At 39.0% G+C, this 13,225-nt stretch carries 12 protein-coding genes and 1 tRNA gene; 6 read left to right on the top strand and 7 right to left on the bottom strand.

Going from position 1 to position 13,225, the window contains the following annotated elements:
• Positions 1-4: 4 nt before the first annotated feature.
• Genes B9T23_RS06760 through B9T23_RS06745 form a run of 4 tightly spaced genes read right to left on the bottom strand, consistent with a single transcriptional unit; the run spans position 5 to position 4,712 of the window.
• Entirely contained in the window at positions 5-835 is an 831-nt protein-coding gene (locus B9T23_RS06760; RefSeq protein WP_086193529.1) for a MetQ/NlpA family ABC transporter substrate-binding protein, read from the bottom strand.
• A gap of 15 nt (positions 836-850) precedes the next feature.
• The gene (locus B9T23_RS06755) at positions 851-2,275 is read right to left on the bottom strand and encodes an LLM class flavin-dependent oxidoreductase (RefSeq protein ID WP_086193528.1); all 1,425 of its coding nucleotides are present in this window, start codon (positions 2,273-2,275) and stop codon (positions 851-853) included.
• Positions 2,275-3,498 carry an SfnB family sulfur acquisition oxidoreductase gene (locus B9T23_RS06750; protein ID WP_086193527.1) on the bottom strand — a complete coding sequence of 408 codons (1,224 nt, stop codon included), beginning with the start codon at positions 3,496-3,498 and terminating at the stop codon, positions 2,275-2,277. The genes B9T23_RS06755 and B9T23_RS06750 overlap by 1 nt, the downstream gene beginning before the upstream one ends.
• An 11-nt stretch (positions 3,499-3,509) precedes the next feature.
• Positions 3,510-4,712, bottom strand: coding sequence for an SfnB family sulfur acquisition oxidoreductase (locus B9T23_RS06745; protein ID WP_086193526.1), 1,203 nt, complete (start codon positions 4,710-4,712; stop codon positions 3,510-3,512).
• A 381-nt stretch (positions 4,713-5,093) separates the two neighbouring features.
• Here B9T23_RS06745 and B9T23_RS06740 point away from each other — a divergent pair, with 381 nt between their 5' ends.
• Complete coding sequence (locus tag B9T23_RS06740) at positions 5,094-5,858, top strand: glutathione S-transferase family protein (protein WP_086193525.1); 765 nt, start codon at positions 5,094-5,096, stop codon at positions 5,856-5,858.
• A 71-nt stretch (positions 5,859-5,929) separates the two neighbouring features.
• Here B9T23_RS06740 and B9T23_RS06735 read toward each other — a convergent pair whose 3' ends face one another.
• Complete coding sequence (locus tag B9T23_RS06735; RefSeq protein WP_086193524.1) at positions 5,930-6,262, bottom strand: hypothetical protein; 333 nt, start codon at positions 6,260-6,262, stop codon at positions 5,930-5,932.
• A gap of 338 nt (positions 6,263-6,600) precedes the next feature.
• Here B9T23_RS06735 and B9T23_RS06730 point away from each other — a divergent pair, with 338 nt between their 5' ends.
• On the top strand, positions 6,601-7,071 hold the full coding sequence (locus B9T23_RS06730; RefSeq protein WP_067724192.1) for an Lrp/AsnC family transcriptional regulator: 471 nt from the start codon (positions 6,601-6,603) through the stop codon (positions 7,069-7,071).
• 106 nt (positions 7,072-7,177) lie between these two features.
• On the opposite strand, the gene B9T23_RS06725 is transcribed toward B9T23_RS06730, so the two are convergent.
• Together B9T23_RS06725 and B9T23_RS06720 are read right to left on the bottom strand one after the other, a co-directional pair.
• The gene (locus tag B9T23_RS06725; protein WP_067724193.1) at positions 7,178-7,927 is read right to left on the bottom strand and encodes a YebC/PmpR family DNA-binding transcriptional regulator; all 750 of its coding nucleotides are present in this window, start codon (positions 7,925-7,927) and stop codon (positions 7,178-7,180) included.
• Positions 7,928-8,040: 113 nt separating this feature from the next.
• A complete protein-coding gene (locus B9T23_RS06720) occupies positions 8,041-8,604 on the bottom strand; it encodes a 1-acyl-sn-glycerol-3-phosphate acyltransferase (protein ID WP_067724194.1) in 564 nt (187 codons plus the stop codon).
• A 309-nt stretch (positions 8,605-8,913) separates the two neighbouring features.
• On the opposite strand from B9T23_RS06720, the gene B9T23_RS17145 reads away from it, so the two are divergent.
• The 4 genes from B9T23_RS17145 to B9T23_RS06705 all read left to right on the top strand — a co-directional run bounded on the left by B9T23_RS17145 (position 8,914) and on the right by B9T23_RS06705 (position 13,183).
• Positions 8,914-9,036: a hypothetical protein gene (locus B9T23_RS17145; protein ID WP_265733409.1), complete on the top strand. Its 123-nt coding sequence runs from the start codon at positions 8,914-8,916 to the stop codon at positions 9,034-9,036.
• 381 nt (positions 9,037-9,417) lie between these two features.
• Positions 9,418-9,494, top strand: a tRNA-Ile gene (locus B9T23_RS06715).
• A gap of 543 nt (positions 9,495-10,037) precedes the next feature.
• A complete protein-coding gene (locus tag B9T23_RS06710) occupies positions 10,038-12,242 on the top strand; it encodes an OsmC domain/YcaO domain-containing protein (protein ID WP_086193523.1) in 2,205 nt (734 codons plus the stop codon).
• 716 nt (positions 12,243-12,958) lie between these two features.
• A complete protein-coding gene (locus B9T23_RS06705) occupies positions 12,959-13,183 on the top strand; it encodes a hypothetical protein (protein WP_086193522.1) in 225 nt (74 codons plus the stop codon).
• The last annotated feature ends 42 nt before the right edge of the window (positions 13,184-13,225 follow it).

Below are 13,225 nucleotides of genomic sequence, written 5' to 3'. Positions count from 1 at the left end.
GATCTTATTTCCAGCCCGGGAACCAAAGTTTGGCACCGAAATCTGCATCCAAAGCCTGTTTCACTTTTGGAGAGTTTTGATAGATATCCACAAATTTCTTCAGCTTGTCATTTTTATCTTCGTAGTCATCACGCACTGCAAACAAAATGGCATAGCGTGTGTCAGCGTTAGAGTCAAATAACAAGGCTTGTTCAGGATCTGCTGTTTTGGCAAGACGTAAGTAGTGCGGGTAGCCAAAAGCCAGATCAACATCATCAATGGCACGCGCCGTTTGTGGGCCTTCCACTTCGACAAACTGTAATTTTTTAGGGTTGGTCACAATGTCTTTTAGACTAGATAAATAATTCTCTGGATCTTTAAGGGTAATTAACTGTGCTTGTTGTAAAAGTAGCAGCGCGCGCCCCTGATTCACTGGATCATTGGGAACGACCACTTTGGCATTGTCTTTTAACTCATCAAAGCTTTTGATTTTCTTTGAATACAAACCCACATGCGTTGCAGCACCTTTAGCGAATGCTTTGATTTTAAAGTCGGTTTCTTTTTTTGCGTTATCCAGGAAAGGCTGGTGCTGGAAGAAGTTGGCATCAATATCGCCATGGTTCAATGTGATATTAGGGGTGTTCCAGTCGGAAAATTCCACCAGTTTTACATTCAAGCCTTGTTGTTTGGCCTCATCTGCTGCGACCTGTAATGGTTTGGCAAATGATGGACTGATCCCAATCACAAGTTCATCTGAACCGGATTTCTTTTGTTGATTCCAGACCACCAGTCCAATAATGACTGCGGCAATAATCACCCCAATAATGGTGAATTTGGTTTTCGCTGTTTGTGCCATGTTGCACCTCAAAATTTATGCGGATTGTTTTTGCTTTAAGTTGGAATTCGAAGTTGAGGCGGAGCTTTGACATCGAAATTGCTGCACCGGATGTGAGGCAGACAGTCGGTCGCCTTGCTGAAAAAGTTTGTGTCTTAAACTGCCGTGTTCATATGCTGTTTTATAACGGCCGCGTTGTTGTAATTCGGGAATCACCAGTCGAATAAAATCATGATGCGATTCAGGTGCAACGGTACGGGTCAGGTTAAAACCATCGATTCCTGTTTCATCTATCAGTTGAATCAGTTTTTCAGCAACGGTCGCACCACTGCCGACAATTAAGGGATAACGTCCACCGAGGACATGCTGTGCTTTTAAATCATTTTTGCTGATTTTCTGTTCTTTAAACTTATTGTTGACCGAAACAATGCTGTTGGTCTTTTGATAGGGAATCGCTTCGTCATCGGCAAATTTGGACAGATCGATACCGACTGAACTGGAGAAGTGGGCGAGACCCGCTTCAGGACTGGCATAAGAGATGTATTCATCCAGTTTTTGTTGTGCCAGATCATCGGTTTCAGCAGTCACTACAGTAATACCAACAAAGATTTTAATGGCTTCTGGATCGCGTCCTTGTTCGGTCGCCTGCTGACGAATTTGATCGACCTGTTTTTTGATTTTTTCAGGTTGATCACCACCAATGAACATGCCTTCTGCATGCTGAGTCGCAAAAGCTAAACCACGAGGAGATGCACCTGCCTGGAATAAAACTGGGGTACGTTGAATAGAAGGTGCAACCTGAAATACACCCTGGCTTTGGTAAAACTGACCGTCATGCTGAACTGGATGCACTTTGGATGGATCGGTAAAAATACGATTCTGCTTATCTTTTAAGACCGCATCGTTTTCCCAAGAGCCTTCCCAGAATTTATAGCAAAGCTGTAAAAACTCTTCGGCTTGCTCATAGCGCAGGTCGTGGTCTTTCAATCCTTTTTCACCAATCAGACGTTGTGCACTGTCTAAGTAACCGGTGACAATGTTCCAGCCAATACGGCCATGGGTGAGATGATCAAGACTGGCGAAGCGGCGGGCGAACTGATAAGGCGATTCATAGCTTAAATTTACCGTAACTCCAAAGCCTAGATTTTGCGTTACGGCAGCCATAGCTGAAACCAAGGTTGTTGGATCATGGCTCGGCAACTGAATCGATTCCTTTAAGGTCAACTCAATGTCATTTTGATAGACATCATAGACACCAGTAATGTCGGCAATAAATAAACCATCAAACAGACCTTGTTCTAATGTTTTAGCCAAGTCTGTCCAATAACTGAGTTCATTAAAACGATGTGACTCATCACGTGGATGGGTCCACAAACCGTGATTGATATGACCAACACAGTTCATGTCAAAGGCATTGAGCAGGATTTTTTTTGCTGTATTTGGCGTTGAGGTTGTTGTCATTACAATGTCCCTCGACGTGGTGGCAATACACCATTTAACACATGATTGGCAATGAAATAATATTTCCAGCGAGAAGCATCATGAAGGGTATGCACACGGGCATTACGCCAGAAGCGGTCCAAGCCATCTTCACGTTGACTACCACGGCTGCCTGCCAGTTCAATCAGTTTTGAGGACGCTTTCAACGCTGTTTCAGTACTGTGTGCACGCACCTTTGCGACATCGATTGAAGCTTTGGCAATATTTTCAACAGTAGGTTGTGGCTTGGCTGCATCAATAGAACGAGCTGCTTGTTTCAGTAAAACTTCTGAAGCACGCACATCGGCAACAATGCGACCCAATTCAAACAGGGTGAGCGGATCATCGGTGGCTTTGTCGACACCTGAATCGATCCATGGACGTGCTTGACGCACGCGGATCAGAGTTTCTTCAAATGCAGCACGTGCAATACCGGTTTCAATCGCGGCATGCATAATTTGTGCAAAGGGTCCTGAAATCGTCGGCTGTGAATACGCAGTATCAAATGGAATAACATCTTCAGCTTCAACGAAAACATTATTAAATTTAACGGTGCCACTACCTGTGGTGCGCTGTCCAAAACCAGACCAGTCATCTACTAATTCCAGACCTTCACTTTGACGAGGAATAAAAGCCAGAAATTCACGGCCATGTTCGTCTTTCACCAAGGTTGGGATGCGATGTGCAAATAAGCTGCCGGTGCAATAAAACTTTTCACCATTGACCAAGAAACCGTGTTCAGTGGAGCTAATTGCGGTTTGCTTTTGTGCGGCATTCTTGGTTTTAAATTCTGCTAACGCATTACCAAAACGTGCACCTTTTAAAACTTCGGCATACAGTTTCTGCTTTTGCTGTTCTGTGCCGGTATTACGTAAAATTTCTAGGCCATAAAAATGATTTTGTGGAATTTGCCCAATTGAACCATCCACACCACTCATGAGCGCAATGACTTGAGCTACTGTATAGCTGGATACTTCTGCGCCACCATATTGCTTAGGCACAGTAATCGCCCATAAGCCGGATTGGCTGTACGCCTCAATTTCTTCAAAGGGTAAAATACGTTCAGCATCACGTTGCACAGCATTATTTTTAAACTGTTCTGCTAACGCATGTGCAATTTCCAATGCTTCAGTATCAGACTGAATAATATGTGCATGCGCCAATTGTTGCGCTTCAGACTGGCTAAGTTCTTGATATGAAGTCATGTTTTTACTCCTTAAATCCAGGCGTGACGGGCAGGTAATTTATGATTCAGGTAATAGTCACCTAAAGCATGCAATTTCCAGCGCACTGGGTCATGCAGGGTATGCACACGGGCATTGCGCCAATGTTGATCCAGATTATGCTGACTTAGACTTGAACGGCTGCCACCAAGTTCGAGTAGTTTTTCAGAGATGTGCAGCGCTGCATCATTGGCATAGATTTTTGCCTCAGCCACTAAAATTGAAGCTTTAGCCGCTTGTTCATCCGTTACAGCATCAAGTTGATCCAGTTCATCTAAATACTCAGCTGCTTCATCGAGTAATAAGATGGCAGCATCCAGTAATACATTCGATTTACCGATTTCTTGCAGGGTGTAATGTTCAAAGCTGGCTTTTTCGACATTGGCATCAATAATGGGGCGGGCTTTTTGTACCGCACTTAGCGTGTCGGCAAAAGCGGCTTCGGCAATACCGACATCAATTGCGACTTGCATCAGCTGTGAGTAAGCACCACGATAGCTTGGCGCATTGCCGAGTAGGCGTTCATCAAAAATTAAAAATGGGTCAACTTCAACATGATGGAGTTTAACGGTGCCGCTTGATGTGGTGCGCTGACCAAAACCATTCCAGTTATCAATGACTTCAACACCAGTCGCTTGATGATTGACTACCACCAAAACCACATGACCTTCAGGATGAATGGCTTTAATCGCAAGCCAGTGTGCAAAACTGCTGCCGGTAGAATAAAATTTTTCACCCTCTAAAAAATAATGACCATCTTCAATTGTTAAAAGCGTATTTAATGTTTTAGTGTCTTTGGTATGACGTTCTGGACCACCGTTGGCTAAGCGTTTGCCTTGTAAAATTTCATTAAAAATAAACGTCTTTTGCTGTTCTGTACCCATGATGTTAATCATGTTGAGCAGGGCAATCTGGTTTTGCGGAATTTGTCCCACACTGGAATCCGCTTTATTTAAAATGCGAAAAACATGCGCCAAGGTTTTATTGGACACAAAGGCACCACCAAAATTTTGCGGAATGCGAATTCCACCTAAGCCTTTTTGACTGAATAAATCAATTTCAGCAAACGGTAATTGACGTTTTTGATCACGTTCATTACGACCTTCCAAAGCAAAATCTGCAACTTGGTACGCTGCATTAATCGCATCTTTGTCATTTTCAACCACATGAACATTGTCAGAAATTAAATGAGACATAACGACATCCTAAATAGATATCAAAACGCTACAAGTAATTGGATTTAAAATTAAGCAATTGCTTTTGCAAAGCTTATGAAAAATGGTCTTTAAGATAAAAACTGCTAGTTTTTGAATGAATTTGAATAAGTTAAGTGTTTAAAAATCCACATGATTTGGTTTTGTTTAAGTTTTTATTTGAACTTTAATCTACGGGTTTATCTGCTTTAAAGATAATCAAGACAAAAAAATGTATAAAAATAAATAATCTAGCAGTAACGCTGTACTCAGGTTTTTGAATAAAAAGTGCATTGTATTTCTAGGGCAGGGTGACTAAAGTATCCGACTAAGGTCGATGGTTATCTTTATAACCAGAACTAAAAAAATAACTGCGGAGATTTTATGCGAACTTTATACCAGTTTCCCTTGTCTCATTTTTGTGAGAAAGCTCGCTGGTTGCTCGATCATAAAGAATTGGATTATGTAGCCCATAATCTGATCCCAGGGGTGCATCGTGCATTTGCACAATTAAAAACAGGGCAAAACCGTTTACCCATTTTACGTGACCAAGACCGCTGGATTGCTGATTCGACTGAAATTGCATTGTATTTGGATGAAGTTTATCCAGAACATTCTTTGCTACGAGCTGATTTACAACAGCGTGAGTTAGCTTTAGAAATTAATCATCAAGCCACAGAATTGGGGATGCATGTGCGTCGCTGGGGCTTAGCGCATACTTTGTCCGAAAGTGAAGAATCACTCGATATTCTGATTGGTGAAAAAGGCTATTTACGCCAATTTGAAAAATATTCAAAACCGATTATCAAAGCATTGCTTTCAAAAGGCTATCAACTGAATGCTGATAAAGTGGCTGAATCTAAACAACGAATGGATGCTTTAGTCGAGCTGCTGAATCAGCGTTTAATTGAAAATCATGGGCGTTATTTTGTTGGTGAGCGTTTAGGTTTGGCTGATATTGCTGTTTGTTCAATGCTTGCTCCACTTTTGGAAATTCCCGGTACGCCGTGGGAAAAAGAGCATGCTGAAGGGTTATCTGAAGAATTTAAAAAATATAAAGAGACTTTAACTGAATTGCCGATCGGGCAATATGTGTTGCGTATTTATCAGACCGAACGCAATGCCCGCGTGGATTGGCGCGGGGTCTAAATGTAATTTATAAAAATACGTGCTCTATAGTGCATATTTTTTGCTCACTCAATGGCTTACCAAAAACAGACTTAACCAAATACAATCGGCTGATCGAGTTCTAAACTTGGTGTTGAAGTCGGTAAAGATGTTGCATCGTAACTCGATAGCGTGCCGATACTCAAAATTTCGTGAATTGAGTCTGTGGTACCCGGGGTAATATTGCCTAAATCGATATTACCTAAACTATTGTTACCTTGTAATAAATCAGCAACGCTTAGTAAAGTCGTTGGAGTGTCGCCAATCAATTGACCAGCACCTTCGATAATGCCACCGAGATCCAGAGTGCTGCCATTATTGAGATTACCCAATAATCCACTCAAGTCTATACCATTTGAGCCGCCTTCACTGAGACTGCCAAGCAAGTCTGTGACGGCACCAATGTCAATGTTGTTTGAACCACCGATTAAGCCACCTACTAGTTGAGCAATATACTCGAACAGCTCAGCCTGATCTTAAAGTTAGTCCTAAAGTTAAATGATTTAAAAATAAAGATTTAATGAAAATTGCTACTGGTCATTTTTATAATTAAATGACCAGTAGCAATCTAACTCAGCATTAATCAAAAATTTCTTTATGAATTGAGCAAGCTTTTGGAAAATATTTTCAGAATATTAAAATTTTGTGAAAATAAATAATTATTGTATAACAGGGATAGCGCAATATTTTGCGCATCTATTGATTATTGAGAAAGAGTATAAAAATGGAACTGGATCGTTTCGATAAACAAATCCTGGAAATTTTGAATCAGGAAGATGTGAATTTAAATGAACTTTCAGAGCGAATTAATCTTTCTGTAAGTTCTGTGCATCGACGGATTAAGCATTTGATTGAAGCTAATATCATGACGCATTTAAAGCGTGATATTAATTATGCCAAGTTAGGTTTTAGCCTGCATGTTTTATTACAAGTGTCTTTAAATAAACATGATACCGATACTTTCGCAAAGTTTTTAGAAGAACTTGAAAGTATTCCGGAAGTGATTAATGCCTTTTTAGTGACAGGTCAATCTGCCGATTTTATTGTCGAAGTAGTTGCAAAAGATATGGAAAATTACAGTGAAATTCTTCTAAAACGTATTGGTAAAATTGAGCATGTCGTGGCACTGCATTCGAGCTTTGTCATTAAAGAATATAACGTGTTGAACTGTAGTGGCTTACTCAGTCGGGTGTAATAGCTTTTATTCAATCTATCACTTTAAAAATTGATCCTCTCATTCATCTCTGGTTTTAAAGATCAAAAAAACGCACCATGCGGTGCGTTTTAGATTTGAAAAAATATTAGGCTTCAAGTTGCTCTAATACTTCATCTGAAAATTCTACGTTGGTATAAACGTTTTGAACATCATCAAGATCTTCAAACATATCAATCATTTTCAAGATGAGTTTTGCTTGATCGATATCTGTGATTTCTGCTTTAGTAGATGGACTCATCACAACTTCAGCATTGTCAGATTTTAAACCTGCAGCAGATAAAGCATCCTGTACATCACCAAATGATTCAGGCGTGGTGATGACTAAAATTTCATCTTCACTCACTTCAATATCTTCAGCGCCCGCTTCTAAAGCCACGTCCATGATTTTATCTTCTAAAGAAACATCTTCAAAAGTAATTTCACCACGTTTAGTAAAGAGGTAAGCCACTGAACCTGCAGTACCTAAGTTACCATTGGTTTTAGAGAAGCAATGACGAACGTCAGGTACGGTACGGTTTAAATTGTCTGTCATTGTTTCGACTAGAACAGCTACGCCACCCACACCGTAACCTTCGTAAGTGACTTCTTTTAACTCGTCGTTATCTTCGCCACCAGCACCACGTTGAATGGCACGGTTGATCACATCACGTGTCATATTTACAGACAGTGCTTTTTCGACTACAGCGCGTAGACGAGGGTTACTTCCCACATCTGGACCGCCGAGTTTTGCAGCAGTTGTTAATTCACGAATGTATTTGGTAAAAACTTTACCACGGCTAGCATCTTGTTTTGCTTTGCGATGCTTAATATTGGCCCACTTGGAATGACCCGCCATGCGAAATATGCTCCTTGTAGATTGGCTTTATGCCTAATCGAATGTGTTAAATTCTACCATAAGCCCTTTTTTCTTAGAAAGGGCTGGCTTTGGAGTTTTTATACAAATGTGACTTAGTTTTTAGGTTCTGGAATCACAATATCCAAACCAACTTTATCTTTATAAAGTTGTTTAAGCAAAGCTAAGTCATGATTGATTTCAGTCGGGTATATTTTCCCTAAAATACCGCCTTGCTTGGTAGTTGAATTGGCATACATTAAAACGATAGGAACACCCGCTGCTTTGGCAATATGCCAAAAGCCGGTACGAATCGGTCTTCTTGTTTCACCTGGTTTTGCACGGGTGGCTTCAGGTGCAATCACAAGATTGAATTTTTCATTTTGCTGAAAATGCTCAACCATTAATGACACAATATCTTTATTGGATTTGCGATCGACTGCAATACCGCCAATCGCTTCTAATAATGGTTTCATTGGCCCCTTAAATAATTCTTTTTTAATCAGGGTATGAATTTTCATATCAAAAATTTGGAACAAAGCAAGAGACAGAACCGCATCCATCATCGATGTATGTTCAAAGCCAACAATGACTTGTTTATTCTCAAGTACATCTGGTTCAACATGATAAGTCCATCCCGCAAGTTTAAATGCAGATTCACCAAGAAATTTTTTTAACATAGGAGGAAATTAGACAATTCGAAAGTCAGCTAATTTCTGCTTGTTCGTATTTATAGTCAAGAGGCGATGTGTTTAAAGTGTACAAATAAATATTTTGTATATAGTTTTGGGAAATGGTCGCATTAATTGTTTTTATATCTAAATAGGTGTTAATAAATATATAAAATGTATCATTTAATATAAATTAAGAATTAATAATGGCTCAAAATAGCTATTCAGATCAAAAAATACCTATTAGACTTTTGTCGAAGATAAAAGCTTCTGAACAAATTGTTCAACTTCGCTTCTGTTTAATGAGGATTGAAAAGAATGATGTATTTTTCGACTTTTCTATTGGCGTTTGGGTTGTTTATGCTGGTTGTTGTATGGTCTTTAATCGAAATTCGCTTGGAATCTCGTAAAGGACGCAGTTTTGGCTCTGAAGTGGGCTGAAAATTAAACTTTTTTGAAAAGTTAATCACTCTGTTTTATTTTTACATTATTACTTAAAATAATGGTTGAATGATTAATTAAGACCTTATAAGTATAATTAAGTCATCATTTTATCATGTTGTATTGTTCAGCATTCAAGCTTCTTATGTGATAGTGAATGTGGTTTTATTGAATGAATGTATTTCTAAAATAGAAAAAATATCTACTTTTAATTTTAGCGATGAATTAAGAATTTATGAAAAATACAAGTCATAAAATAAGTGATAAAAACAATTGTTGTGTTACTGTGCAAGTGAAAGCAAAAACGCTTGTTTTTTGAAAAAATCTTCGTTAGTATTGCCTCGCTTGAACTTGTTGATATATAACAGTTTCAGCTTATAAGGGCCTATAGCTCAGTTGGTTAGAGCAGCGGACTCATAATCCGTTGGTCGACAGTTCAAGTCTGTCTGGGCCCACCAAATTTTATAATCATATAGTTTTATATAAGATCCAAGCCCTTAATTCTAAAAGAGTTAAGGGTTTTTTGTTGCTTGGGTACACGTACTAAAATCCAGTTTATATATCTCAATAATTTCAAAAAATTAATGACTGATGCCGTATATACGGCATTAAAACCAACAGAAAAAGAATATCGTGTATCTAGTGTATAAGTTCTTTATATGTGAATCACTCCAAAAGATGGTAAATCTTGGCAATATTGATTTAAAAATAATGCGAGTAAGTGGGGATGCTTAGAGCTAATCAAAATCTTTGTCTAAGTTGTTCTTGTTTTAAGCATTTTTTATAAATAGTCTGTAAAGACAGACAAAAGTTATCAATCTAACCAAATCACTCTATAATATCGCCCATCATTACAAGTGTCAGTCGTTCGGTGTGGTCACCAAACGCATGATGCGAGTTACTCTCTTTTTTAAGTCAATTCTTTCCGTGATTCGGCTTATGTTTCAATATTTAGAATCTTATGGGTCCACAGTGGCACATAAGAATAGTTAGGTGCCAGCATGGAAATCAAGGTCAATTATCTCGACAACCTTCGACAAGAAGCCAAGTTCGATGATTTTACGGTAATTGCCGACCAACCAATTCGTTATAAAGGTGATGGTTCAGCACCAGGGCCATTCGATTATTTTCTTGCATCTTCTGCTTTATGTGCCGCCTACTTTGTAAAGGTGTATTGTGCAGCGCGTGATATCCCGACCGATAATATTCGTCTGTCGCAAAACAACATTGTAGATCCAGAAAACCGCTACAAACAAATTTTTAAAATTCAGGTGGAACTACCTGCGGACATTTCAGAAAAAGACCGTCAAGGTATTTTGCGTTCAATTGACCGTTGTACGGTTAAAAAAGTGATCCAAACGGGTCCTGAATTTATCATCGAAGAAGTAGAAAGCATTGATGCTGATGCACAAGCTTTGTTGATGCCAAGTTTAGCGTCAGAAAGCAGTACCTTTATTCCCGGTAAAGATCTGCCATTAGAAGAAACCATTGCCAATATGTCGGGCATTTTGGCCGGTCTTGGCATGAAGATTGAAATCGCTTCATGGCGTAACATTGTGCCGAACGTGTGGTCTTTACATGTTCGTGATGCGCAATCACCAATGTGCTTTACCAACGGTAAAGGTTCAACCAAAGAAAGTGCGTTGGCTTCGGCACTTGGTGAATTCATTGAACGTCTAAACTGTAACTTTTTCTACAACGATCAGTTTTGGGGTGAAGACATTGCCAATGCTGAATTTGTACATTACCCAGATGAAAAATGGTTTAAGCCGGGTTCACAAGGTGAATTACCAAAAGAAATTTTGGATGAATATACTTTAGAGATTTACAATCCTGAAGATGAACTCCTCGGGACGCATTTGTACGACACCAACTCAGGCAATACCGAGCGTGGAATCTGTTCATTGCCATTCGTGCGTCATTCTGATGGCGAGGTGGTGTATTTCCCATCAAACCTGATTGAAAACTTGTACTTAAGTAACGGTATGAGTGCCGGGAATACCCTAGCTGAAGCACAAGTACAGTGTTTGTCTGAAATTTTTGAACGTGCGGTGAAACGTGAAATTTTAGAAGGCGAGATTGCACTTCCAGATGTGCCAGAAGATGTATTGGCGAAATATCCAGGCATTGTGGCGGGCATTAAAGGTTTGGAAGAGCAAGGTTTTCCGGTCTTGGTCAAAGATGCCTCATTGGGTGGGAAATATCCAGTGATGTGCGTGACCTTAATGAATCCACGTACTGGCGGTGTATTTGCCTCTTTTGGTGCACATCCAAAATTAGAAGTGGCTTTAGAACGTAGTTTGACTGAATTATTGCAAGGCCGTAGTTTTGAAGGTCTCAATGATTTACCAAAACCAACCTTTAGCAGCAATGCCGTCACTGAACCGAATAACTTCGTAGAGCACTTTATCGATTCAAGCGGGCTGGTGTCTTGGCGTTTCTTTAGCTCAAAATCTGATTATGAATTTGTTGAATGGGATTTTACTTCTGAGGGCGAAAATGCCAATGCGGAAGAAGCTGCAACCATGTTTGGTATTCTCGAAGAGATGGGCAAAGAAGTGTATATGGCGGTGTATCAGCATTTAGATGCAACTGCTTGCCGTATCTTAGTGCCAGGATATTCGGAAATTTATCTGGTTGAAGATCTTATTTGGGACAATACCAATAAAGCACTTCAGTTCCGCGAAGATATCTTAAATATCCATCGTTTGGATGATGAACAGCTAGAAGCCTTGGTTGAGCGTTTAGAAGAGTGTGAGTCTGATGATTACACCGATATCGTGACCTTAATTGGTATTGAATTTGATGACAATACCGTTTGGGGGCAGCTCACTATTCTGGAACTTAAGCTCCTTATTTATATTGCCTTACAGCAATTTGAAGAGGCGAAAGACTTAGTTGAACAATTCCTGCAATACAACACCAATACGGTTGAACGTGGTTTATTCTACCAATGCTTAAATGTCATTCTGGAAGTTGAACTCGATGACGATATGGATTTGGATGATTATGAAACCAATTTCCGTCGTATGTTCGGTGATGAACGGATGGATGCCGTGATTGGTTCTATGGATGGCAGTATCCGCTTCCATGGTTTAACTGAAACCAGTATCAAACTGGAAGGCCTAGACCGTCATTTACGTCTGATTGATAGTTATAAAAAGCTCCATGCAGCACGGAAGAAGTTTGTAGCTGTATCAGAATAGAAATTATGCAGGCTGGAGCCATTATGAATATTACCGAGTTGCTCCTATGCTGTTGATGTGAAATGAAATAGATTTAAGAAGTGCTATCTATTTTCTATTCTAAGCGCCTGTGTATCAGCAATAAGCCGAATGACTCAAATCATTCGGCTTATTTTTTGTATTTATCAATATAATTTTTTAAATACAATGAGGTGGGAGATACTTCTTGCCTGTGTCGGTCTGTCAAATATTAAACCTCATAAACCTTTTTGTTTATGGGGGGATGACCTTATTTAACCGAGTATTAAAAGTAAGTCATTATTTAAAAAGAGTATTAATTTTAGCTTTATTTTTGTAATTTGCTCTAAAAATTGTTGCTAAGTTATTTGAATTATCCAGAAAATGTGTTAATAAATAGGGGTGATGTTTTTTTAATCACATAGTGATTTCAGGATGAAATGTATTTTAAAAAAAACTGAATTTTAAAAACAATCAAAAAGGAGTTTAGAAAATGCTTCAATTGCTTATGAAATTATTTTGTTTACATGTTTATGAATATGAGCACATGGAAGAAATTGGGGAACATTATAAGGAATGCAGAAAGTGTGGAGATAAGCCGCTCTAATTGAATTCTATTTATAATAAAGAAGTGGGCTTTATGCTCACTTCTTTGTTTTCAGCGCAAAATTAGTAATAATTGATAAGTAAAACTTTTTACTTAGGCAAGGCTAAGGCCAATGAACAAAGATTTTAAAGCAAAAACTTATATTGTAGATGAGCATCTGGAAGATACATTAACGTGGTTGTGTCATCATCAAGACAGTTTTGATTCATTTACTTATGATGCAATTACTCAAGAATTGGCGGTGAATCATGCTAATGGTATGGACATCATTCGGGTGGGAGATTATCTGAATGCGAGTTATGGCATTTTAATTACCGCACATAATTTTGCAGAGTAATGTTGCAGAATAATTTTTCCGAAGAAAAAAAGCCCAATGAGG

The organism is Acinetobacter terrae (assembly GCF_002135195.1).
In the GTDB taxonomy this organism is placed as follows: Bacteria; Pseudomonadota; Gammaproteobacteria; order Pseudomonadales; family Moraxellaceae; genus Acinetobacter; species Acinetobacter terrae.
Note: the sequence above shows the minus strand (reverse complement) of the source record. Positions and strands in the feature narration are given on the sequence as shown.

Excerpts from the sequence above, each read along its gene's own strand:
- B9T23_RS06760 (WP_086193529.1), bottom strand. The coding sequence starts at position 835 with ATGGCACAAACAGCGAAAACCAAATTCACCATTATTGGGGTGATTATT.
- B9T23_RS06755 (WP_086193528.1), bottom strand. The coding sequence starts at position 2,275 with ATGACAACAACCTCAACGCCAAATACAGCAAAAAAAATCCTGCTCAAT.
- B9T23_RS06750 (WP_086193527.1), bottom strand. The coding sequence starts at position 3,498 with ATGACTTCATATCAAGAACTTAGCCAGTCTGAAGCGCAACAATTGGCG.
- B9T23_RS06745 (WP_086193526.1), bottom strand. The coding sequence starts at position 4,712 with ATGTCTCATTTAATTTCTGACAATGTTCATGTGGTTGAAAATGACAAA.
- B9T23_RS06740 (WP_086193525.1), top strand. The coding sequence starts at position 5,094 with ATGCGAACTTTATACCAGTTTCCCTTGTCTCATTTTTGTGAGAAAGCT.
- B9T23_RS06730 (WP_067724192.1), top strand. The coding sequence starts at position 6,601 with ATGGAACTGGATCGTTTCGATAAACAAATCCTGGAAATTTTGAATCAG.
- B9T23_RS06725 (WP_067724193.1), bottom strand. The coding sequence starts at position 7,927 with ATGGCGGGTCATTCCAAGTGGGCCAATATTAAGCATCGCAAAGCAAAA.
- B9T23_RS06720 (WP_067724194.1), bottom strand. The coding sequence starts at position 8,604 with ATGTTAAAAAAATTTCTTGGTGAATCTGCATTTAAACTTGCGGGATGG.
- B9T23_RS17145 (WP_265733409.1), top strand. The coding sequence starts at position 8,914 with ATGATGTATTTTTCGACTTTTCTATTGGCGTTTGGGTTGTTTATGCTG.
- B9T23_RS06710 (WP_086193523.1), top strand. The coding sequence starts at position 10,038 with ATGGAAATCAAGGTCAATTATCTCGACAACCTTCGACAAGAAGCCAAG.
- B9T23_RS06705 (WP_086193522.1), top strand. The coding sequence starts at position 12,959 with ATGAACAAAGATTTTAAAGCAAAAACTTATATTGTAGATGAGCATCTG.